The organism is Virgibacillus necropolis (genome assembly GCF_002224365.1).
Lineage (GTDB): Bacteria > Bacillota > Bacilli > Bacillales > Amphibacillaceae > Virgibacillus_F > Virgibacillus_F necropolis.
On record NZ_CP022437.1, the window covers coordinates 2,285,727 to 2,308,160 of the forward strand.

General features: G+C 35.2%; 25 protein-coding genes. 23 read left to right on the forward strand and 2 right to left on the reverse strand.

The genetic code is table 11. The features are described 5' to 3' along the window. Positions 1–23: 23 nt before the first annotated feature. Both CFK40_RS10935 and CFK40_RS10940 read right to left on the reverse strand, forming a co-directional pair. Positions 24–287 (reverse strand): spore coat protein CotJB, encoded by a 264-nt coding sequence (locus CFK40_RS10935; protein WP_089532337.1) that lies wholly within the window; start codon positions 285–287, stop codon positions 24–26. Continuing rightward, positions 280–525 carry a spore coat associated protein CotJA gene (locus CFK40_RS10940; protein ID WP_089532338.1) on the reverse strand — a complete coding sequence of 82 codons (246 nt, stop codon included), beginning with the start codon at positions 523–525 and terminating at the stop codon, positions 280–282. Before CFK40_RS10940 ends, CFK40_RS10935 begins: the two co-directional genes overlap by 8 nt. A gap of 121 nt (positions 526–646) precedes the next feature. On the opposite strand from CFK40_RS10940, the gene CFK40_RS10945 reads away from it, so the two are divergent. The 23 genes from CFK40_RS10945 to hepT all read left to right on the forward strand — a co-directional run bounded on the left by CFK40_RS10945 (position 647) and on the right by hepT (position 22,388). Further along, positions 647–1,420, forward strand: a complete 774-nt coding sequence (locus CFK40_RS10945; protein WP_089532339.1) for a metallophosphoesterase — start codon at positions 647–649, stop codon at positions 1,418–1,420. Between the two features lie 117 nt (positions 1,421–1,537). Next, the gene (locus CFK40_RS10950; protein WP_089532340.1) at positions 1,538–2,116 is read left to right on the forward strand and encodes a genetic competence negative regulator; all 579 of its coding nucleotides are present in this window, start codon (positions 1,538–1,540) and stop codon (positions 2,114–2,116) included. Positions 2,117–2,300: 184 nt separating this feature from the next. Then, positions 2,301–3,581, forward strand: a complete 1,281-nt coding sequence (locus CFK40_RS10955) for a Glu/Leu/Phe/Val family dehydrogenase (protein ID WP_089532341.1) — start codon at positions 2,301–2,303, stop codon at positions 3,579–3,581. A 321-nt stretch (positions 3,582–3,902) separates the two neighbouring features. After that, complete coding sequence (locus CFK40_RS10960; protein WP_089532342.1) at positions 3,903–4,880, forward strand: YpdA family putative bacillithiol disulfide reductase; 978 nt, start codon at positions 3,903–3,905, stop codon at positions 4,878–4,880. A 121-nt stretch (positions 4,881–5,001) separates the two neighbouring features. Beyond that, entirely contained in the window at positions 5,002–5,979 is a 978-nt protein-coding gene (locus CFK40_RS10965) for an asparaginase (protein ID WP_089532343.1), read from the forward strand. 90 nt (positions 5,980–6,069) lie between these two features. After that, positions 6,070–6,741: a glutamic-type intramembrane protease PrsW gene (gene prsW, locus CFK40_RS10970; RefSeq protein ID WP_089532344.1), complete on the forward strand. Its 672-nt coding sequence runs from the start codon at positions 6,070–6,072 to the stop codon at positions 6,739–6,741. 168 nt (positions 6,742–6,909) lie between these two features. Next, positions 6,910–7,689, forward strand: a complete 780-nt coding sequence (sleB, locus tag CFK40_RS10975) for a spore cortex-lytic enzyme (RefSeq protein ID WP_089532345.1) — start codon at positions 6,910–6,912, stop codon at positions 7,687–7,689. A gap of 15 nt (positions 7,690–7,704) precedes the next feature. After that, on the forward strand, positions 7,705–9,042 hold the full coding sequence (gene ypeB / locus CFK40_RS10980) for a germination protein YpeB (protein ID WP_089532346.1): 1,338 nt from the start codon (positions 7,705–7,707) through the stop codon (positions 9,040–9,042). A 234-nt stretch (positions 9,043–9,276) separates the two neighbouring features. Next, the gene (locus CFK40_RS10985; RefSeq protein ID WP_089532347.1) at positions 9,277–9,936 is read left to right on the forward strand and encodes a flagellar brake protein; all 660 of its coding nucleotides are present in this window, start codon (positions 9,277–9,279) and stop codon (positions 9,934–9,936) included. 161 nt (positions 9,937–10,097) lie between these two features. Then, the gene (gene cmk / locus CFK40_RS10990) at positions 10,098–10,778 is read left to right on the forward strand and encodes a (d)CMP kinase (protein WP_089534361.1); all 681 of its coding nucleotides are present in this window, start codon (positions 10,098–10,100) and stop codon (positions 10,776–10,778) included. 127 nt (positions 10,779–10,905) lie between these two features. After that, entirely contained in the window at positions 10,906–12,039 is a 1,134-nt protein-coding gene (gene rpsA / locus CFK40_RS10995; RefSeq protein WP_089532348.1) for a 30S ribosomal protein S1, read from the forward strand. Between the two features lie 157 nt (positions 12,040–12,196). Continuing rightward, positions 12,197–12,808: a YphA family membrane protein gene (locus tag CFK40_RS11000; RefSeq protein ID WP_089532349.1), complete on the forward strand. Its 612-nt coding sequence runs from the start codon at positions 12,197–12,199 to the stop codon at positions 12,806–12,808. Between the two features lie 360 nt (positions 12,809–13,168). Further along, positions 13,169–14,479: a ribosome biogenesis GTPase Der gene (der, locus tag CFK40_RS11005; RefSeq protein WP_089532350.1), complete on the forward strand. Its 1,311-nt coding sequence runs from the start codon at positions 13,169–13,171 to the stop codon at positions 14,477–14,479. A 14-nt stretch (positions 14,480–14,493) separates the two neighbouring features. Beyond that, a complete protein-coding gene (locus CFK40_RS11010; protein ID WP_089532351.1) occupies positions 14,494–15,528 on the forward strand; it encodes an NAD(P)H-dependent glycerol-3-phosphate dehydrogenase in 1,035 nt (344 codons plus the stop codon). 61 nt (positions 15,529–15,589) lie between these two features. After that, a complete protein-coding gene (locus tag CFK40_RS11015; protein WP_089532352.1) occupies positions 15,590–15,850 on the forward strand; it encodes a stage VI sporulation protein F in 261 nt (86 codons plus the stop codon). A 237-nt stretch (positions 15,851–16,087) separates the two neighbouring features. Continuing rightward, positions 16,088–16,285 carry a DUF2768 domain-containing protein gene (locus tag CFK40_RS11020; RefSeq protein WP_089532353.1) on the forward strand — a complete coding sequence of 66 codons (198 nt, stop codon included), beginning with the start codon at positions 16,088–16,090 and terminating at the stop codon, positions 16,283–16,285. 21 nt (positions 16,286–16,306) lie between these two features. Then, entirely contained in the window at positions 16,307–17,032 is a 726-nt protein-coding gene (locus CFK40_RS11025; RefSeq protein ID WP_089532354.1) for a hypothetical protein, read from the forward strand. A gap of 213 nt (positions 17,033–17,245) precedes the next feature. Continuing rightward, positions 17,246–18,724 carry a stage IV sporulation protein A gene (spoIVA, locus tag CFK40_RS11030; RefSeq protein WP_089532355.1) on the forward strand — a complete coding sequence of 493 codons (1,479 nt, stop codon included), beginning with the start codon at positions 17,246–17,248 and terminating at the stop codon, positions 18,722–18,724. Positions 18,725–19,150: 426 nt separating this feature from the next. After that, the gene (locus CFK40_RS11035) at positions 19,151–19,423 is read left to right on the forward strand and encodes an HU family DNA-binding protein (protein ID WP_089532356.1); all 273 of its coding nucleotides are present in this window, start codon (positions 19,151–19,153) and stop codon (positions 19,421–19,423) included. A 119-nt stretch (positions 19,424–19,542) separates the two neighbouring features. Continuing rightward, positions 19,543–19,770 (forward strand): trp RNA-binding attenuation protein MtrB, encoded by a 228-nt coding sequence (mtrB, locus tag CFK40_RS11040; RefSeq protein ID WP_089532357.1) that lies wholly within the window; start codon positions 19,543–19,545, stop codon positions 19,768–19,770. A gap of 99 nt (positions 19,771–19,869) precedes the next feature. Then, the gene (locus CFK40_RS11045; RefSeq protein ID WP_152640123.1) at positions 19,870–20,664 is read left to right on the forward strand and encodes a heptaprenyl diphosphate synthase component 1; all 795 of its coding nucleotides are present in this window, start codon (positions 19,870–19,872) and stop codon (positions 20,662–20,664) included. Between the two features lie 3 nt (positions 20,665–20,667). Beyond that, positions 20,668–21,387, forward strand: coding sequence for a demethylmenaquinone methyltransferase (locus CFK40_RS11050; RefSeq protein ID WP_089532359.1), 720 nt, complete (start codon positions 20,668–20,670; stop codon positions 21,385–21,387). A 29-nt stretch (positions 21,388–21,416) separates the two neighbouring features. Next, the gene (gene hepT, locus CFK40_RS11055) at positions 21,417–22,388 is read left to right on the forward strand and encodes a heptaprenyl diphosphate synthase component II (RefSeq protein WP_089532360.1); all 972 of its coding nucleotides are present in this window, start codon (positions 21,417–21,419) and stop codon (positions 22,386–22,388) included. Positions 22,389–22,434 lie beyond the last annotated feature (46 nt).

A 22,434-nucleotide genomic window follows, 5' to 3' on the forward strand; every position in this document is an offset into this window, starting at 1 on the left:
TGTTGATATAAAATAAAATGTCGTTAAACCTGCCAGGGCCAAGGGGTATTATCCCAATCCCAAGGATAATTGGAATAGCTTCTTCCAAAGTTCATGAGTGGACCGAACTTTTTTTCAAAAGCAATTTTTAATTGTTTACTTTTTTTAACATTTAAATTGAACTGTTCAATTGCGTCGTAATCATGATTATGTGTGTCCAAGTACAAGTTCAATTCAACCAATACAAGATCAACCTCTTGAATTTCTTCAAGCAACTGATAATATTCAGGTGGCACAGTTTTATTCATTTGCATCACCTCTTTTTCCAAAATGCGGATCTGGATATGGACTATCTAAAGCTGGCCACAATGTACCACGAAATAAAGCAGTCTCTTGATCATATTGTGGTAATCCTTTAGGTTGAAAGGTAATATATAGTTGTGGAGGTGTCGGATAATTTTTAACCTTTATCGGTGGGCATGGATCATATGGACTAATGTATGGCTCCCAATATTTAAATTGTGTAAATTCACAAATTTCCTTCATGAGGATCTCCTTTCGTAATGTTATTTACGATCTATTCATTTGTATGATTGTATAATTTGTCCTATTCTGTAACTTACATAATTTATTTTCCAAGTATGAAACAAGAGAGGATAACAGATAAATGATATATCTTTTGATTTTAGCAATTTGTGGAGTACTGGTACTCATTTATATGGTATATTTAGCCCATCATGATACAATAGATTATCAAACTGTTACGGATGAGAAAATTCCCTCTGGATTTGATCTTTATCGAATTTTTTTCATTTCGGATATACATCGTAGAAAGTTAAATAAAACAACGCTAAATAAAGTTGACAAAGATATTGACCTTATCATAATTGGCGGGGATCTGAAGGAAAAGGGTGTACCATTTGAAAGGGTAAAACGAAATTTGGAATTATTAAAAAAGTGGAACAAACCATTGTATTTTATTTGGGGTAATAACGACTATGAAGAAAAGCCTGACGTATTATATCAGTTACTACTAAAGAAAAATGTAACTATATTAGCAAATAAAACGGAACGGATTGTTTCAGATAATGGAGACACCCTTAACTTGGTTGGGCTCGATTGTTGTAAATACAAAGAGGCGCGTTTTGATTTAGCAATGAAAGATGTTGACAATAGTTATACGGTAGTGATAACACATGCTCCAAGTGCATTTTACGATATGTCCGATGCTGAAAAAGAAGGGGTTCACCTGGTTTTGGCTGGACATACACACGGGGGACAAATACGGTTATTTGGTTATGGCTTATATGAAAGTGGGAGTTTTAAAAAGGAAGGCAGTACATCTGTATTGGTTAGTGAAGGTTATGGTTATACTAGACTGCCATTTCGATTAGGAACAAGATCTGAATGTCATATTATAACATTTAAACACCCTCTTTAAACAAAAACCGTAAAGAGTATGTGCAATATACACTTTAGTTGCATATAGTAGTATTATAAGTAGTCAAACAAGGTTTCAAAATACAGGTCATATTAGTGTGTGAAGGGGGTTTCTATAATGCGTATTGAACGTGTATCAAATGATCAATTCACCATATTTCTAACCTTTGATGATTTAATTGAACGAGGATTCACAACACATGAGCTGTGGAATGATGTTAAAAATGCCGGCAATTTATTTAGTGACATGATGTATGAAGCTAGCACTGAGCTTGGCATTGAATTGGAAGGAATGCTCCTTGTACATGTACAACTAATGCAGGCACAAGGAATGCATGTTTATGTAACACAGAAAATCGAACACACCGATTGGGATGAGGATTTTATTGAAATGAAAGTTACATTAGATGAAAGTAAAGAATTAATATTTTCTTTTCAGGAATTTGAGGACTTAATTCAAGTTTCCACTTATCTGGCTAATATTTCGATTACAGGTGGAAAGGTATATTATATGAATGATCGTTATTATATTTTATTACAAGACGCGGAATTAAATATGTCGCATAAAGAAAATGTCATTGCAATTTTGTCTGAGTTTTCCTCACCTAGTATTGTGACATCCGCAAGATTAAATGAATATGGAAAAGTAATCATGGAAAGTAATGCAATAAACCAAATAATCGCCAATTTTCATTAACTGAAAATGGCTATAAATGACTTCATAACACTATTTAATTTGTAAAAGTTGATATCGTTCTCCATTATAAAAAATTATTGGGGAAAAAGGCCTTTCTTTTATTGCATATTTATGGTGAAAGTGTATACTAATCTCTGAGTACAGCTATATATAATATTGAGTAGATTTACTAGGAGGTAAATTCATGGTAGCCGATAAAGCAGCAGATTCTACTAATGAGCAAAGTAACAAAAATAATGTATTAACTTCAACAAGGACTGTTGTAAAAACCGCATTAGAAAAGTTAGGTTATCCTGATGAGGTATTTGAACTTTTAAAAGAACCTATACGAATGATGACCGTTAGAATCCCTGTCCGTATGGATGATGGTTCAATGAAAATTTTTACGGGTTATCGCGCTCAGCATAATGATGCTGTTGGTCCGACTAAAGGTGGCATACGTTTCCACCCAAATGTTACGGAAACAGAAGTAAAAGCGCTTTCTATTTGGATGAGTTTAAAAGCTGGTATTGTTGACCTTCCATATGGTGGAGGAAAAGGCGGAATTATATGTGATCCTCGTGAAATGTCATTTCGTGAATTAGAGGGTGTCAGTCGTGGATATGTGCGGGCAATTAGTCAAATAGTTGGTCCGAACAAAGATATTCCTGCACCAGATGTTTTCACCAACTCACAAATTATGGCATGGATGATGGATGAATACAGTAGGATTGATGAATTTAATAGCCCTGGGTTTATTACTGGAAAACCAATTGTTTTAGGTGGATCACATGGTAGAGAATCTGCAACTGCAAAAGGTGTTACAATTTGTATTGATGAAGCAGCGAAGAAAAAAGGAATTGATGTAAGAGGCGCTAGAGTGGTTGTTCAAGGATTTGGAAATGCTGGTAGTTTCCTTTCAAAATTCTTGCATGATGCAGGTGCAAAAGTGGTAGGTATTTCAGACGCATATGGCGGGCTTCATGATCCAGAAGGACTTGATATAGATTATTTATTAGACAGACGTGATAGTTTTGGAACTGTTACTAAATTGTTCGATAATACAATTTCAAATCAGGAATTGCTTGAATTAGACTGTGATATTTTAGTTCCTGCTGCGGTAGAGAATCAAATTACAGAAGAAAATGCACATAAAATTAAAGCAAGTATTGTAGTTGAAGCTGCGAACGGCCCAACTACATTAGAAGCTACAAAAATTCTTTCTGATCGTGGCATTTTACTTGTTCCTGATGTTCTTGCATCAGCTGGTGGTGTTACCGTATCTTATTTCGAATGGGTACAAAATAATCAAGGATATTATTGGGAAGAAGAAGAAATAGAAGAAAAACTTAACAAGATTATGGTAAAAGCATTTAATTCAATCTATAATACAGCTGAAACACGACGCGTTGATATGCGTTTAGCCGCGTATATGATTGGTGTAAGAAAAATGGCTGAAGCCTCACGCTTCCGTGGTTGGGTCTAAAAACAGAAAGTGCAAGCGACTGTTCAGAAGCGGACGCATAAGCAAGGAACCGAAGAACGCGGTAAATGAAGTTCGACTAAGGTCGGCCACGTCCTGTGGCAACGTCGAACTACCCTACATCGTGTAGGGCAAGCGTTCGTAGTGTTCATTGCTTATGACGGCAGCTTCTAGGAGCTGGAACTAGACTAAAAACAGAAAGTGCAAGCGACTGGTAAGAAACTGGTCTATAAAAAAACCAAAATTAATGACGAAAAAACTCTTATCATGTATAGTTAGATAAGGGTTTTTTCGTGTACTTTTTAGAAAAAGGAAGTGTAGTAGTTGCAAAAGGAACATATCATTATTGTGGGCGGCGGTCCGTGTGGCATGTCATGTGCTATAGAATTAAAAAATAAAAATATAAAAGCCTTAATTATTGAAAAAGAAAACATTGTCAATACCATATACAATTTCCCGACACATCAAATGTTTTTTAGTTCGAGTGAAAAATTAGAAATAGGAAATGTCGCTTTTATTACGGAAAGACAAAAGCCAGTACGAAACCAAGCATTAGCCTATTATAGGTCAGTAGCTGAGAGACAAAGTTTACGGATCAATCCATTTGAAAAAGTACGAAATGTTATAAAAAAAGATCAGTTTTTTTACGTGAACACGGTAACTTCTAACGGTGAGCAAATAAGTTATCGAGCGCAGAATGTAATCATAGCTACTGGGTACTATGATCAACCGAACTATCTAGGAATTCCAGGGGAAGATCTTGATAAAGTGATGCATTATTTTAAAGAAGCACATCCATATTTTCAGAAAAATGTTTTGGTAATCGGTGGCAAAAATTCAGCTGTTGATGCAACATTGGAGCTTCATAAAGCTGGTGCGAACGTTACGGTGTTATACAGAGGAGAAACATATTCAAAAAGTGTAAAACCCTGGATTTTACCAGAATTTGATGCATTAGTACGTAAGAATAAAGTAAAGATGGAGTTTAATGCAGAAGTGTTAGAAATAACAAATTCACAAGTTTTCTATGAAACAAATGGTGAAAAAAAATCAATTGCTAATGATTTCGTTTTTGCCATGACAGGATATAAACCTGATCATGACTTTTTAAGACAGGTTGGGATAAAAATTGATGAACAGAGTGGACGCCCACAATTTGATGAAGATACGCTTGAAACAAATATTCCAGGTGTTTTTGTAGCGGGTGTTATTGCAGCTGGATACAATAATAATGAAATTTTCATTGAAAATGGTCGGCTTCATGGGGAGTTAATAGCTAATTCAATTGTAAAAAGGCATTGATTTACATTTTTAGCAGTTAAGAAAGTATAAATCCTTTCTTACTGCATAAGTGCAACTAAGGCTTTCGCCATTAAGGCATGGCGATAAGCCAAGTTTTCTAACAGTAAGGAGGGGATAGTAGTTGAAAAAAGTAGTGGTGTTAACTACAGGAGGAACAATTGCAAGCAAAAAAAATAGTGATTCTGGATTACTTGAATCAGGTGTTATCACTGGTGATGAGTTAATGGAGTTATGCGACATTCCTCATGGTATAGATATTGAGGTTGATTCAGTGTTACAAAAAGCAAGTATGCATATTACGTATACTGATTTGTTACTTCTAAAACAAAAAATAGATTTACATTTAACTAAACCTGAGGTAGACGGTATCGTTGTTACACATGGTACAGATACTTTAGAAGAAACCTCATACTTTCTGAATTTAGTCACCAATCATTCGAAGCCAATTGTTGTTACTGGTTCACAACGTTCTCCTGATGAAATAGGAACAGACTCATTTGTGAATATAAAACATTCTATTCTTACTGCTTGTAGTAGTGATCTATACGATGTAGGGGTAGTAGTTGTCTTTAATGAACGAATATTTCATTCTAAGTACGTTAAAAAAGAACATGCATCAAACTTACAAGGTTTTAATTCCTTTGGGTTTGGTTATCTAGGGATTATTGATAATGGCTATGTGCACGTACATCAAAAACCAATTAAGAATGAATATTTTCATCTTAAAAAAGATCTACCAGAAGTTGATATTATTAAATGCTATATGGATGCAGATGATAAATATATTCGAACTGCAAGGGAATCAGACATTAAAGGATTAATAATTGAAGGTGTCGGACGTGGGCAGGTGCCACCTAATTTGATGAAGGAAATAAAACGCTGTGTAGAAAAGGGAATCAAGGTTGTCATTACCACATCGGCGGAAGAAGGCGAAGTATACACCACGTATGATTACTTGGGTAGTGCATATGATTTATATAAAAATGGTGTAATTTTAGGAAGAGATTACGATAGCAAAAAAGCTAGAATTAAACTCATGGTTGGCCTAGCTAGTGAATATCCTAATATAGAACGCATATATGACCCATCTTATTTTTAAGGTTTCAATTCCTACTGATTTAGTTTGTATTTTCAAGATAATAAGTTAATGTTACTATTGAATTAACTTATCTGGAATGAGGTTGGGACTATGCTTGCCATTTTATCAGCTGGTGTTGCACCCGCATTTGCGTTAATGTCCTTTTTTTATTTAAAGGATCGTTTTACAGAACCATTACATTTAATCATTCGCAATTTTATCTATGGTGCACTATTAGTATTTCCAATTATGTTTATGCAATATGCATTGCAAGCAGAAGGGATTGGAAATGGTGACTTTGTTCAATCCTTTTTTGTCATCGCATTTATGGAAGAATTTTTTAAGTGGTTTATTTTTATTTATACCTTTTATCATCATACAGCATTTGACACCCATTACGATGGCATTGTATATGCAGTAGCAATAAGTTTAGGCTTTGCAACAGTGGAAAATTCTTTATACTTATTATCTAATGGCATTGAGTATGCCTTTTCTCGTGCGTTATTTCCAGTATCATCACATGCATTATTTGGTGTCATTATGGGCTATTATTTTGGTAAAGCTAAAATAAATTCATCACATAAAAAAAGGAATCTAACATTTGCCCTTTTTATTCCTTTTCTCCTGCATGGTCTCTATAATTATATATTGATCAAGGTTGCAAGTGATTGGTTGACCTTATTGATTCCATTTATGATTCTTTTATGGATTATGGCCCTTAGGAGGGTCAAAGAAGCCAACGCATTGAAAAGAAATGCGATACTACCGAGTAAGAATAGATAACGTAAATCCTTTGTTAACTAAAACGAAGGATTTTTTTAATGAAGAAAATTAGTGATCCATCAACATCGCATAGCAATCTCAGAGTTTTTATTCCATTTGATGCATAAAAAAAACAACATGTTCGAAAAATAGGGTTATGAAGTTCACAAGCTGTCAGGAGGAAAATTAATGCTGCGAAAAATAGGGCTGGTAATAATGAGTATATATTGTATGACTTTTCTAGTACATTCGACTAATCAAAATCATTCCGTGTCTGCATTTACCAAGCAGGTGATTCAACATGGAGCAGTAGGTGATAACGTTATCGAATTGCAGTCTAGATTACAATATATAGGTTTTTATAATGGTAAGATTGATGGTGTATTCGGATGGGGTACTTATTGGGCACTACGAAACTTTCAGTATGAATTCGGACTGGAGGTCGATGGAATGGCTGGTTTGACTACTAGACAAAAATTAGTTGATACAACTGAATATGATTATGGCGGGGCATCAGTTAATAAAGGTTCTTCTAATGCAACTAATACAAATAATAATGCAAATGGTTCAAATGCAGCACCAGCACCAACTGCAATGAATGTACCAGAAGGTTATTCACAAAATGATATTCAATTGATGGCAAATGCGGTTCACGGAGAAGCACGAGGAGAACCTTATGTAGGACAGGTCGCAGTGGCTTCCGTTATTTTGAATCGGGTTGAAAGTCCTACATTCCCTAATACCGTTTCAGGTGTAATTTTTGAACCTAGAGCGTTTACTGCGGTTGCTGATGGACAAATTTGGCTCACACCAGATGAAACGGCAAAACAAGCAGTAATCGATGCTATTAATGGATGGGATCCATCAGGAAATGCGTTATATTATTTCAACCCAGTTACTGCTACCTCTGATTGGATCTGGTCAAGGCCACAAATCAAAAAAATAGGAAAACATATATTCTGTAAATAGAAAGGAGTGATCACATTGGTTCGATGGATTATGATAACCGTTCTTACAATAGGTATAGTAGGGGTTGGAGTTTGGGGTTTTCAAGAGCATCAAGAAAAAAATGCAATATTAATTCAAGCTGAAAATGACTATCAGCGTGCATTCCATGAATTGACCTATCACGTGGATTTACTTCATAACAAGATTGGCAGTTCCTTAGCAATGAATTCACCAAATAGCTTGTCACCACAATTAATTGAAATTTGGAGAATAACATCCCAGGCATTGTCTGATGTAGGTCAATTGCCACTTGCGTTAATTCCATTTAACAAAACAGAAGAGTTTCTTGCGAATATAGGAGATTTTACGTATAAGACCGCTGTCAGGGATTTGGAAACAGAACCATTGTCCGAAGATGAAACGAAAAGGTTAAATAAATTATACGAGCAATCAGGTGATATCAAGAAAGAATTGCGAGAAGTACAGCATTTAGTATTAAAAAATAATTTGCGATGGATGGATGTACAACTTGCCTTAGCATCTACCGACGAGCAACAAGATAACACAATTATTGATGGTTTTAAGACAGTGGAAAAAAAGGTAGAAGGCTATACGGAAAGCAATGTGGAGCTTACTGGTAATTCTTCTAAGGAACATGATTATGAATTCTTAACTGGAGACGATGTTAGTAAGGAAGAGGCTCTACAACTAAGTAGAAAGATATTTAACGTGAACAAGGATGCAAAACTTAATATAACTAAAACAGGGAAAGGCGCCGATTTTCCAATGTATAGCATTTCATACCGAGGATCGGATAAAAATGCATATCTGGACATGTCGCAACAAGGTGGGCATCCAATCACACTATTAGTTGATAGACCTGTTAATCAAAATAAGATCAGTTTAAATCAAGGACTAGAGAAAGCCACCACTTATTTAAATGAACAGGGTTTTGATAATATGGTTACTTATCAAAGCGATGAATATAGTAATATAGGTGTATTCTCATTTTTGTATGAGCAGGATGGAGTGCGTATCTACTCAGATAAAATAGAAATAAAAGTTGCATTAGATAACGGTGACATTATTGGAATGACCGCTAGAGACTATTTCATGAATCATAAGGAACGTGAGATACCTTCTCCAAAAGTTTCAGTTGAAGAAGCAAAAGCCCAAGTTAATCCAGATGTGAAGATACATCAAGAAGGCCTAGCAATAATTGATAACTCCATTGGTGAAGAAGTTTTAACACATGAATTCCTAGGTGTCTTAAATAATGAGACATTTCGTATATTCATCAATGCAATGGATGGAACGGAAGAAAAAATTGAAAAATTAAATGGAACCGAGGTTAATTTAGATTTAGTGTTATAGGGGAAGAATTTTCTTTCCCTTTTTTTATTTTTCTAGCTCCAGCGCCTAGCGACTAGTGGACTTTCTTCCCTACTCTTCAATAAGTCAAGCACAAAAGAAGAGCCCTTTTGGCTTTCCTTTATCTTGAGGTAGATCAGTCCAGTCCATACGTCGCTGACCAGGCGCTTGCGCTTTTTTTATTTTCTGTAATAATAGGTATATAGTAGTGATTTCCAGAAGATTGTGGGGGATATTATGGATATAGGTACATTACTTACACTTACCGCGATTGATCCAATGACAGGGATAAATACGACATATCGTTGTAAAATTATCGAGAAAAATGAACATTATTTGATTATTGATTATCCTGTAAATGAAAAAACAAAACGAACGGCCATGTTACCAAAAGGAACTAATTTACAGACATCCTATATCGGAAGTGATCAATCCGTTTATTCGTTTAGCACAAAAGTTGTTGCCAAAGTGAATGTACCTATTCCTGCATTAGCAATAAGTAATCCAGATAAAACGGAAATTAAACGAATTCAACGTCGTGCATTTGTACGAATAGAAACCGCAGTTGATGTTTCTATTCATCGCACAGAGCATAAATCAGATTCTTTTACTACAGTTACTTCAAATATAAGTGGTGGTGGGATGTCGATTATTATGCCTGCAACTAGTATGGTACAGGAAAACGAATGCTTAGATGTATGGATTGTTTTACAAATGCAAAATGACGAATTCCACTACATACATACGCAATCGAAGGTAATTAAAGAGTTTACTGATAGAAATAATGTACGTCTAGCCTCTATAATGTTCGAGAACCTATCTAAACAAGATCAACAAGTATTAATTCGGTACTGTTTTGAGAAACAAAGGGAGTTTCGAACAAAGGAAATGACTTAACTAGCCTTAAAAAATAGACCATGAATTCCCGTTTATGTTATATTTAGAATAGCAATTTACTTTTTCTAACTTGGCATTTGCCAAGTTTTTTTAGTAAAATAGGGTAGATGAATAAATCTATAGGCACTCGCTTTTCATAATGAGAGGAATGAATGGAATTAATGGAGGAAGGTAAAATAGCAATAGCAATTGATGGGCCTGCAGCGGCAGGTAAGAGCACAGTTGCTAAATTAGTCGCAAAAAAACTCACCTATATTTATGTTGATACTGGCGCAATGTATCGAGCGTTAACATTAAAGGCAATTAAGCAACATGTATCACTAGAAAGTGAAGCGGATTTAGCAGCGTTATTAACATCGACAACAATTGAACTTAAACAATCAGAAAATGGACAGAAAGTCTATTTAGATCAACAGGATGTAACAGTGGATATTCGTTCTTTAGAAGTTACGAATAATGTTTCTTACGTTGCTAAACATGCCAGTGTACGTAAAGATATGGTTAAGCGTCAACAAGCCTTAACGGAAAAAAGGGGCGTTGTAATGGATGGTAGAGATATTGGTACGCATGTAATTCCCGATGCAGAGGTTAAAATATTTCTTCATGCTACAGTTGAAGAGCGAGCAAAGCGACGTCATGAAGAAAATATCTCAAAAGGTTTTAACTCAAACATTGAAGAATTAAAAGAAGAGATTAAACAGCGCGATTTAATTGACACTAAACGAGAATCTGCCCCATTGATTAAAGCGGAAGACGCTGTTGAAATAGATACAACTTCTTTATCCATTGACGATGTAGCAAGACAAATACTAAGTGAAGCCTTGAATGTATTAAAAAGCTGAGGTGGCGAAAAAATTTTTCTTCTATATCATAGACTGCTTTACTTGACAAATAATTGTAAATATTAGAAGTTATAAAAAAGAATGTTTTTACATTTGTTGTTTTATGTAATATAAGGAGGCTTTTTAAATGAGCGATTCAGGAAATGAAATGATGGAAATTAATGTTGGTGATACAGTTACAGGAACAGTTGTAAAGGTTGAAGATAAACAGGTTTTAGTTGATATTAGCTATAAAACTGAAGGAATTGTTCCTATTGGTGAATTGTCCAACCTTCATATTGACGTTTCTAGTGATATTATTAATGTTGGAGATCAGCTAACATTAATGGTTAAGAAAGTGGAGGATGATGATATTATCCTTTCAAAAAAAGCTGTTGATTCAGATAAGGCATGGGTAGAACTTGAAGAAAAATATAAAAATGACGAAATTTTTACTACTGAAATAAAGGAAGTAGTAAAGGGTGGACTAGTTGTTGACGTGGGGCTAAGGGGATTTATTCCTGCTTCTCTAGTTGAAACATACTATGTGGATGATTTTTCGGATTATATAAATAAGCCATTAAGCGTCAAAATTGTTGATATAGATCGAGAACAGAACCGTGTAATATTGTCTCATCGTGCAGTAGTAGAAGAAGAATCAGCTGCACAAAAACAGGATATTCTGCAATCATTGGAAGAAGGACAAGTATTAGAAGGAACGGTACAACGAATGACAAACTTCGGAGTTTTTGTTGATATTGGTGGCATAGATGGATTAGTTCATATATCACAGCTATCCCATCAACATGTGGAAAAAGCTTCAGATGTCGTTTCAGAAGGACAAGTATTAAAGGTAGAAGTTCTCTCGATAGACCGTGATAATGAGCGTATTTCATTATCCCATAAGAAAACGTTAGCAGGACCATGGACAGATATTGAAGAAAAGGTATCTCGTGGTGATATTTTAGACGGTACTGTTAAGCGTCTTGTCAATTTTGGTGCATTTATCGAGGTTCTACCAGGTATTGAAGGTTTAGTTCATATTTCACAAATTGCTAATCGTCATATCGGTACACCACAAGAAGTATTAGAAGTAGGACAAAAAATAGAAGTCAAAGTATTAGATATTAATGAAAAAGAACAAAGAATGTCATTAAGTATGAAAGAAATTGAACAAGAACAGGCTGCTGCTGAATATAAAAAATATGAAAAAGACGATGATCAGTCTAGTTTTCAATTAGGAGATATAATTGGGAACAAACTTGACAAATATAAAAAATAATTGAAAGCTGATGAGCGTAACCCCCTTTCAAAAATGGGGTTACGTTTTTTGGTGCATCCATTTTGTATGCTGCTATTCTTATGCGGGTAACCATTTTTTGTGTTTTGTACAGTTTAAATTTGATCGTAATTTGTCATACTTAGTGTAGGTGATGAAAATGACGGATGGTTTACTATTCTATTGGTTTAGTTGGTTATTATGGATTTACTTTACATTTGTGATGAAGAAGAGGAAGGAACGAACAGTATATGCATTTTGGGTTCTTCTTATTTTATGTGGTGCATCTGTTTATATAACCATCCTAGGGTACAAAATTATGCTGTCTTATTTATTTTTAGCCTTTGGTGCTATGGTTATGCTGGCAAAAAGTAAACATTTGTTCTATCATTTGTTTTGTTCATTAACGATTATGGTATTATATATGGCGATTATGTTATGGGAAAATTATTTTCCATTATGGATGATGCTTTCTAAGACATTTATTTCTCCTTTAATAATCGTTTTTATCGCTTTAATTATTATGTCTAAAGGCTTCTATAGCAAGGTTTCCATTATTCTATTAGGCATTAGTAGCGGAGAACTAATGAATAGTTTTATTATGTCTAGCTATGCAATGAAAGAACTAATTGGTGGGTATGTATTTTTTGATAGCGTGCTTATTATTCTATTTTTACTCATAGGGTTTGAAATTGTCTATGCCTTAAAGGTTAAAATTCGGTCTGTTTTTCTTATCTATAAAAAATCTTTTCGTGTGTTAAGAGAGGAATAATGTTGATTAAACAATTGAGACTGCTTAGATAACACGAAAACAATTGTTTATATCATGTACTTTTGCTAGAATAATAAAGGTTATAGAGGATTTTTCAAAAAGTCATCAAATGATAAACGGCGAATTTCTTCGTTGCGCAGTTTTTCCGGTCCTCACGTATTAAAAGCATAGAGGAACTTCTACTAAGACCGTCCACGTCCTGTGGACAACGTAGAAGTCAGCACATCCTGTGCAAGTCCGGTCCTCAAAATCTTCGCGCCTTGAACTTCTTGTTTCTAATTTGTCGACTTTTTGAACACGCACTTATAGCAAGTGAAGTACCATTTAAAATTAGGCTTTAAAAGAAAGGATGTTCCTTTCATGAGGAAATCTGTAGTAGCTATTGTAGGAAGACCAAATGTCGGTAAGTCGACCATTTTTAATAGATTAGTTGGAGAACGTATATCAATCGTTGAGGATATTCCAGGTGTAACAAGAGACCGTATTTATGCAGAAGGTGAATGGTTAACTTCTACTTTTAATGTAATTGACACTGGAGGTATTGAGATTGGTGATGAGCCTTTATTAGTTCAAATGCGTCATCAAGCGGAAGTAGCAATTGATGAAGCGGATGTTATTATTTTCTTGGTAAATGGTAAGGAGGGGATAACAGCAGCTGATGAAGAAGTTGCAAAGCTTTTATATAAATCGAATAAACCAATTGTTCTAGGTGTTAACAAAATAGATAATCCTGAAATGCGCGAAAGAATTTACGAGTTTTACTCCCTCGGATTCGGAGAACCATTCCCAATATCAGGAGCTCATGGGCTAGGATTAGGTGATATGTTGGATGAAGTTGTTGGAAACTTTCCAAAGCGAGAAACAGAAGTACCAGATGAGGATACGGTGTATTTCAGTCTGATAGGTCGTCCAAATGTAGGGAAATCTTCACTAGTTAACGCGCTGTTAAATGAAGATCGTGTTATTGTGAGTGAAATGGAAGGTACCACACGTGATGCAATCGATACACACTTGCATAAAGATGACCAAGACTTTGTTATAATTGATACAGCTGGTATGCGAAAACGTGGGAAAGTGTACGAGTCAACCGAAAAATACAGTGTATTACGTGCTTTAAAGGCTATTGAGCGTTCAGATGTTGTATTAGTACTGATTGATGCAGAATCTGGGATACGCGAACAAGATAAAAAAATTGCAGGTTATGCGCATGAAGCTGGTCGAGCAATCATAATTGTGGTTAATAAATGGGATACAATAGAATCAGATGAAAAGGCTATTCGCGATTTTGAAGAAAAAGTTCGTGCCCATTTTCTATTCTTAGATTATGCACCCATTGTCTTTTTGTCGGCCAAAACAAAAAAACGGTTACATACGTTAATACCTGCAATTAAAATGGCTAGTGAAAATCATTCCATACGTATAGCAACAAACGTCTTAAATGATGTGATCATGGATGCTATAGCAATGAACCCAACGCCAACACTAAAAGGCAAGCGACTGAAAGTATTGTATGCAACGCAGGTAGCTGTTAAACCACCTAGCTTTGTGGTTTTTGTTAATGATCCAGAATTAATGCACTTTTCTTATCAACGATTTTTAGAAAACAAAATTAGAGAAGCATTTGGCTTTGTTGGAACGCCAATAAAAATCTTTGCAAGAAGAAGACAGTAAGGGAGAGACAAATTATGAGTAAAGTAGCTGTATTAGGAGCCGGAAGCTGGGGCACCGCATTAAGTATTGTGTTAGCTGATAATGGTCATGATGTTCGTTTATGGACACATCGTGCGGACCAAGCCGATACGATTAACTCTACACATAAAAATGAAAAGTATCTAGAGATCATGATTCCTAAACAAATCAAAGCCTATGACGATTTGGCTAAGGCAGTTGAAGACGTTTCTGCAGTAGTAGTAGTTGTACCATCTAGTGCGATTCGAGATGTCTGTGCTAAATTAAATAATTATATTTCTTCAAATATAACGATTGTTCATGCTTCAAAAGGAATTGAACCAGAGTCACTAAAAAGAATTTCTGAAATGATGAGTGAAGAAATGTCGAATTATCTCTATGAGGATATCGTGGTTTTATCTGGACCAAGTCATGCAGAGGAAGTTGGAAAGCGTCAGCCGACCACTGTTACCGTTTCATCCTTAAATGAGAACAATGCTGAGATAATTCAGGATTTATTTATCAATGAAGCATTTCGAGTTTATACAAGCCCAGATATATTAGGTGTTGAACTAGGAGGAGCTCTAAAGAATATTATAGCACTAGGAGCTGGTATTTCAGATGGACTGGGATATGGGGATAATGCTAAAGCTGCATTAATAACACGGGGCTTAGCTGAAATCGCTAGACTCGGAACTTCACTCGGTGCAAACCCTCTTACTTTCTTAGGATTACCAGGAGTCGGTGACTTAATTGTTACCTGTACAAGTGTCCATAGCAGAAATTGGCGTGCAGGTAATTTGCTAGGTAAAGGAAGAAAGCTTGAAGAAGTTTTAGATCAAATGGGGATGGTAGTCGAAGGTGTACGAACTACAAAGGCTGCCCATCAATTTGCTGAAAAACAACAAATTGAAATGCCGATAACAAAGGGACTATATAACATCCTATTTGAAGATGAAAAGCCTAAAACAGTTGTGGACCAATTGATGAGCAGATCGAAACGAGAAGAAATGGATGATTTAGCTGAATTATTAAGTAAGAAGTATTCTTAAAGCACGCAGGTAATTTCCTTGCATATACTATGTTGACTAAACATTGCAAGGAGGAAAGCGTGTGAGTAATTTTAAAGATAATCTTTTTAACAATATACAAAAGAAATCTAATATTAAGCAAGAAGATATTTACAAGGTTGCAGACTCTGTTAAGCATGCCAATTTTTCTGATGAAAAAACAGTCAGAAACTTAATTAGACAATTGGCACGAATGGCGAATAAACCAATATCAAAAGAAAAAGAGGACAAAATTGTACAATCTATAACTAAAAATAATATGCCTGTGGATATGCAATCGTTGAATAAACTTTTTAAAAAGTAGTTTTCATGGGCAAGTGATGATGCAAAAAATCGTGAGCTCGCATAATATAAATCGCACAAGCATTCATGGATAAAGTTGCTAAGGATTTTATTTAGTCTGACTGAGATGGAGCCTGCCCTCTTCATCTCGGTCGTTTATTTTGTTTAATTTTAGTCAAAAACGATTGACTGATCTATTATTCCCGTATGTTATAATATGGTGGGCATTCAATAACCGTAATTTTTAGGAGGGAACGATATGTCGACTTCCATGCTAAAAATGTATATATCCTTTGTTGGTATGGGACTTTTGATTTTTGCAATCGGCCTAATTTTGCTTAGTAGATATAAACTAACAGGATGGTTTGCTGGTATTGTAGCAACTATCGCATACATAAGTTTACTGTTAGGAAGTATCATAATAGTTTATATTGTGCTAAGCGGACCAACGGGGTAAATGGTTTAGGAGGATTTATACATGAAATATAGATATATACGTGCCATAGGCGCTGTTTTCTTGATTTTTTTACTTAGTGGGTGTTTATACCCTAAGAATGAATTAACTAAAAACCAAGTGCCAAATGAGCAACAATTAGAAACAGTTCAATCAGCCGTAGACACCTATCGAGAAAAAAATCAAGGATTAGTACCCATTAAAACAACAGATAACGATACACCCATTTTTCGTAAATACTTAATTAACTTCAGTATTTTACAGGAAAAGGGTCTACTTGGAGAAATACCCGGAACCGCATATGAAAACGGTGGAGTCTATCAGTATGTATTATTAACACCTGAAAAAAACCCGCGCGTTAAGCTGATTGATTTGAGGGTATCAGATGCGCTTCGTGAAGTGGCAGTTAAATTAGAAGTGTATCGAAATGAAAACCTATATCCACCCTTCGGACAACCTATTACAAATCATTTATATAAAATAGATTATGAAGAGCTTGGTTTTGAACATGAACCATACGTCGTTAGTCCATATTCGCAAAAAAATATTCCAATAATCATGGATACAGATGGAAATTTATACGTAGACTACCGTACAGATTTATATGAAGCACTAAAAAAATATGATCATTCCTATAAAACAGGTGATGATATTCGTTATCTACTGGCTGAAAATACACCATTCCTACCAGTGTATTCTTATCCTTACACTGTAAAAGATGGAGAACCAGTCTACATGACTCCTGAATAATAAATTTAATCATAAATAATCCCTTGTAGCATAAAGTGTTACAAGGGGTTATTTTTTATTTCAATAGAAACTAGTTTCTTATACATACAACATACTTAATAATTATTTTATGATTTAAGTCATAATTTGATAGGACAACATCATAGACTTGTAATGTCAATTATACGTATGTTGTTCATGATTAATTGGTTAAGGAAATTGGGAGGGGATCGTTTGGAAAAAATTGATATCTTTAAAGATATTTCGAAACGGACAAACGGAGACATTTATTTAGGCATTGTGGGAGCGGTAAGGACAGGTAAATCAACGTTCATAAAGAAATTTATGGAACTGGTTGTTTTACCGAACATTCAAGAGGAAAGTGATCGCTCACGAGCACAAGATGAATTGCCACAAAGTGCTGCAGGTAAAACGATTATGACCACAGAGCCTAAATTTATACCGAATCAGGCTGTAAGTATTGAAGTGGATGAAGGTCTAGACGTTAATGTCAGGCTGGTAGACTGTGTTGGATATGCGGTTAATAGTGCAAAAGGATATGAGGATGAAGACGGCCCTAGAATGATCCACACTCCTTGGTATGAGGATCCAATACCATTTCATGATGCGGCAGAGATCGGAACTAGAAAGGTAATTCAAGAACACTCCACAATAGGAGTGGTTGTTACCACAGATGGAACCTTTGGCGAAATACCGCGCAATGATTTTGTAGATGCTGAGTCACGGGTTGTAGAAGAACTAAAAGAAGTTGGAAAACCATTCATAATGGTTGTTAATTCACTAAGACCAACAAGTCAAGAAACAGAACGCATGCGACAAGAACTAATTGACAAGCATGATATCCCAGTAATAGCGATGAATATTGAGACCATGACGGAGCACGATGTAAACAATGTTCTACGAGAAGCATTATACGAGTTTCCGGTACTGGAAGTAAATGTTAACCTTCCAAGCTGGGTAATGGTACTGAAAGAAGACCATTGGTTGCGTGCAAATTACCAAGAGGCCATTCAAGAAACTGTTAAAAGTATTAAAAGACTTAGAGATGTAGATCATATTGTTGGAAACTTTGATGAATATGAATATATTGATAAGGCTAATTTGGCTGGGATGGAACTTGGTGATGGTGTTGCCGAAATTGATTTACATGCACCCGAATATTTATATGATCAAATCCTAAAGGAAATTGTTGGCGAAGAGATTAGAGGTAAAGATCATTTGCTGGAATTAATGCAGGACTTTGCTCATGCGAAACGAGAATATGATAATGTATCAGGTGCGTTAAAGATGGTAAAACAAACTGGATACGGAATAGCGGCTCCATCACTTGAGGATATGGAACTGGACGAACCAGAAATCATACGACAGGGATCTAGGTTTGGTGTTAGATTAAGAGCAGTAGCCCCATCAATTCACATGATTAGAGTAGAGGTAGAATCTGAATTTGCTCCTATCATTGGGACTGAGAAACAAAGCGAAGAATTAGTCAGGTACCTAATGCAAGACTTTGAGGAAGACCCATTATCAATATGGGAATCTGATATATTTGGAAGATCGCTTAGTTCCATTGTTAGAGAAGGGATCCAAGCAAAAATTGCATTGATGCCTGAAAATGCACGATATAAGTTAAAAGATACATTAGAACGAATTATAAACGAAGGATCTGGCGGTCTTATCGCTATAATCCTATAGCAGCGCAATATGGCTGCTATTTTTTTTGTGCTGAAGGCAACCATCTAAAAAATGAAAAATAGTCTTTTATATAAAAAAGTTAACCACAACAGCAGGAAAATAATAGTTTGTGTCGTATATCTTTTAGTAAGTAATAAACTTTGTTATTGAAAAGCGCGCTGGTAAGGGCTTAACCGCGGCTTGGACAAATTTACAATAAATGGAAATTTTACTCGCATTTACTGGTAAATATGGGCCAAATAACAAATAAATATCGAGAAATTGCGTACTTATTGTTGAATTTTAAAGCAATCTCGGTTAATATAAGCCTTGTCATACATGAAAATGTTGGCACAAAGTATAATTGATGGCAAATTGGTCAAATAATGAGATACAAGTTATTTATTCCAATGTCGAATGAAATATTTTTGGGAGGAGGTGAATGTCATGAATAAAACAGACTTAGTAAATGCAGTTGCTGATAAAAGCGAACTTTCTAAGAAAGATGCTACAAAAGCTGTAGACGCAGTTTTTGAATCTGTCATGGATTCACTTAAAAGCGGTGAGAAAGTTCAGTTAATTGGATTTGGAAATTTTGAAGTACGTGAGCGTTCAGCTCGTAAAGGTCGTAATCCACAAACTGGAGAAGAGATCGAAATTCCTGCAAGTAAAGTACCTGCTTTCAAACCAGGTAAAGCCCTAAAGGAAAGTGTTAAATAATACTTGTACATAGGGTGAAAAGGGTGCGTATCTCGCACCCTTTTTTAATTTCTCTTCTATCTGTTGGCATACTTGCTTAACTACGTGATAGAATTAGTACATAAACGAGGAGGATTCTTATGGGAAACCCAGTAGATAAGAATGATTTTTTTGTGATTAAAGCCTTAGAAGATGGTGTGAATGTTATTGGTTTAACGCGTGGATCTGATACTCGCTTTCATCATTCTGAAAAACTAGATCGTAACGAAGTCATGATTGCACAGTTTACAGAGCACACCTCCGCAGTTAAAGTTAGAGGTAAAGCCATCATACAAACCAGTCATGGCGAAATTAGTAATGAGGAATAAATTGACTTGGTAAAACATTGCGTTTGCTATGATTGGTCACATAAAGTGTGCTATAATATCAAATGTGAATAAAGTATGGATGAAAAGGTTTAGGTGATTATGTTGCCAACTTCTAACGTGGAGCTTAATAAACTCCGGTCATTGATTGAAGATAAAATACAACACGATTATGTAGATGAAATTATTCAAAAGCCAGCAATCGATGAGACGAAGTTAGTACTTTTGTATACCATCATGAAGCAATCTAATTTGCCACAGTCAACGAAAGAACGATATATATTATCTACTATATTTGTACAATTGGCCTTAGACATACACGAAATAGTTCCAATTAAAAATGATAGGAACGAAAGTAGTATAAGTCAGAAAAAACGACAACTGATGGTCTTAGCGGGTGATTATTATAGTGGTTTGTTTTATTCACTTCTTTCTGAAACGGAAGACTTTGAAGTAATACATATCCTTGCAACTGCGATTAAAGAAATAAATGAATATAAAATGCGCTTTTATTATAATGAAATAACCTCAGTGGATGAAGCTATCGATTTATTGATGAAAATTGAATCATTGTTAATCTCACGTATACTAAAAGAGGTTCAGGTCTTACCAGAACTAGCCCTTATTGAACATATTATTAGTTTAATTATTTTATTACGCGAAAAGCATTTGTTAATAAGTAATGATAGTTCGTCGGTATTTACTAATTTAGTGACTTTGGGAGGCTCTAGGCAAGATTTACCTACTAAACTTGAGTCAATCATTGAAGAAAAAATCAAGTCTATTGAAAAATATATCAATGATATTCCTATTCAATACGCGGAATTAAAAAATGATTTAAAGAAAATAGTAGGTGACATTATTGAGAATAATACATCCATAGCAAAAGAAGGGTGAAACATGCAACAACAATCAAAAGAAAAACGTGTACACCATGTTTTTGAGAAAATTTATACCAATTATGACTCAATGAATTCCATCATATCATTTCAACGCCATAAAGCTTGGCGCAAAGATGTAATGACACGCATGCAAGTAGCTAAAAATACCAAGGCTCTAGATATATGTTGTGGAACAGGAGACTGGTCAATCGCAATTGCGAATGAAACTGGTCCAAACGGCATGGTTCATGGTCTCGATTTCAGCCATAATATGTTATCAGTAGCAAAAGAAAAACAAAATGAGCTTGGATTGAAGCAACTTACATTTATTCAAGGTAATGCTATGGAGCTTCCGTTTGAGGATAATTCATTTGATTATGTTACTATTGGTTTTGGATTACGAAACGTACCCGATTATATGACGGTATTAAAGGAAATGTATCGTGTTGTAAAACCAGGTGGAAAAGTTGTATGTCTAGAAACATCACAACCTACTTTAGTTGGGTATAGACAGCTTTACTACATTTATTTCCGATTTGTAATGCCTTTATTTGGTAGGTTAATCGCAAAAAGCTATAAAGAATATGCATGGTTACATGAATCTGCTAAGGACTTTCCCGACAAAGAGGAGCTTCAAAAGATGTTCTTTCAAGCAGGTTTTTCTCATGTTCGGATGAAAAGTTATACAGGCGGAGTGGCAGCAATGCATATGGGTTTTAAGGAAAAGAATAGTGATTAAAAGTCCGTGAATGTTAAAAGGTGAATGGCATGAAATTAGCAAAAACATATAATTATTTAAAAAAAGATCTAGATTATATAGAAAAAGCTGTAGATAAAGTAATACAAGCTGATCATCCCGTTTTAAGGGAAGCATCTACTCATTTGCTTATGGCTGGTGGAAAAAGAATTCGACCGGTTTTTGTCCTTTTAGGAGGACAGTTTGGTAATTATGATATTGAACGGATGAGTATTGTTGCTACTTCCATAGAATTAATTCATATGGCCTCACTTGTTCATGATGACGTTATTGATGATGCAGAAATACGTCGAGGTGGACCAACAATCAAGAAACAATATGACAATAAAGTTGCCATGTATACTGGTGATTATTTACTTGCCCGGTCGCTAGAAATCATTACTACCTTGAAAGAAAAACAGGCGCATCAGACTTTGGCCAAAACAATAGTAGAAGTTTGCATCGGCGAGATAGAACAAATTAAAGATAAACATGTTTGGGATCAATCCATGCGTACATACTTACGTAGAATAAGAAGAAAGACAGCATTATTAATCGCGACTAGCTGTAAACTTGGTGCAATCGCTGCAGGCGTTAAAGAAAAAGATGCAAACCGGTTATTTAAATATGGTTATTATATTGGTATGTCCTATCAAATAATTGATGACATCCTTGATTTCACTTCATCCGAAAAAGAATTAGGTAAACCAGCCGGAAATGATTTATTGCAAGGTAACGTAACGCTTCCAGTACTTTATGCTATGAAATATCCGGCTTTTAATTCATTAGTAAAAAACACATTTACTGGTTCAAAATCAGTAAATGAAGAACAAATGCGTCTATTAATTAAATTACTGAAACAAACAGATGCAATAGAACGTTCATATCAGGTAAGTGATATGTATTTACGTAAAGCGCTCCATGTCTTAGATAAGCTTCCTGATCATCGTTCGAAACAATCGTTGATTGGGATTGCAACGTATATCGGCAGACGTCGTTCATAAATACATTGTCATTTCCCAAAAAGTTTGATAAAATTGGGCGGCTGAT

Bases quoted from the DNA above. Each gene is read 5' to 3' on its own strand.
- CFK40_RS11035 (WP_089532356.1), top strand. From the start codon at position 19,151: ATGAATAAAACAGACTTAGTAAATGCAGTTGCTGATAAAAGCGAACTT.
- rpsA (WP_089532348.1), top strand. From the start codon at position 10,906: ATGAGCGATTCAGGAAATGAAATGATGGAAATTAATGTTGGTGATACA.
- cmk (WP_089534361.1), top strand. From the start codon at position 10,098: ATGGAGGAAGGTAAAATAGCAATAGCAATTGATGGGCCTGCAGCGGCA.
- CFK40_RS10935 (WP_089532337.1), bottom strand. From the start codon at position 287: ATGAATAAAACTGTGCCACCTGAATATTATCAGTTGCTTGAAGAAATT.
- CFK40_RS11050 (WP_089532359.1), top strand. From the start codon at position 20,668: ATGCAACAACAATCAAAAGAAAAACGTGTACACCATGTTTTTGAGAAA.
- CFK40_RS10955 (WP_089532341.1), top strand. From the start codon at position 2,301: ATGGTAGCCGATAAAGCAGCAGATTCTACTAATGAGCAAAGTAACAAA.
- CFK40_RS10945 (WP_089532339.1), top strand. From the start codon at position 647: ATGATATATCTTTTGATTTTAGCAATTTGTGGAGTACTGGTACTCATT.
- CFK40_RS11045 (WP_152640123.1), top strand. From the start codon at position 19,870: ATGTTGCCAACTTCTAACGTGGAGCTTAATAAACTCCGGTCATTGATT.
- CFK40_RS10940 (WP_089532338.1), bottom strand. From the start codon at position 525: ATGAAGGAAATTTGTGAATTTACACAATTTAAATATTGGGAGCCATAC.
- sleB (WP_089532345.1), top strand. From the start codon at position 6,910: ATGCTGCGAAAAATAGGGCTGGTAATAATGAGTATATATTGTATGACT.
- prsW (WP_089532344.1), top strand. From the start codon at position 6,070: ATGCTTGCCATTTTATCAGCTGGTGTTGCACCCGCATTTGCGTTAATG.
- CFK40_RS10985 (WP_089532347.1), top strand. From the start codon at position 9,277: ATGGATATAGGTACATTACTTACACTTACCGCGATTGATCCAATGACA.
- hepT (WP_089532360.1), top strand. From the start codon at position 21,417: ATGAAATTAGCAAAAACATATAATTATTTAAAAAAAGATCTAGATTAT.
- CFK40_RS11025 (WP_089532354.1), top strand. From the start codon at position 16,307: ATGAAATATAGATATATACGTGCCATAGGCGCTGTTTTCTTGATTTTT.
- CFK40_RS11000 (WP_089532349.1), top strand. From the start codon at position 12,197: ATGACGGATGGTTTACTATTCTATTGGTTTAGTTGGTTATTATGGATT.
- CFK40_RS11020 (WP_089532353.1), top strand. From the start codon at position 16,088: ATGTCGACTTCCATGCTAAAAATGTATATATCCTTTGTTGGTATGGGA.
- der (WP_089532350.1), top strand. From the start codon at position 13,169: ATGAGGAAATCTGTAGTAGCTATTGTAGGAAGACCAAATGTCGGTAAG.
- CFK40_RS11010 (WP_089532351.1), top strand. From the start codon at position 14,494: ATGAGTAAAGTAGCTGTATTAGGAGCCGGAAGCTGGGGCACCGCATTA.
- mtrB (WP_089532357.1), top strand. From the start codon at position 19,543: ATGGGAAACCCAGTAGATAAGAATGATTTTTTTGTGATTAAAGCCTTA.
- CFK40_RS10950 (WP_089532340.1), top strand. From the start codon at position 1,538: ATGCGTATTGAACGTGTATCAAATGATCAATTCACCATATTTCTAACC.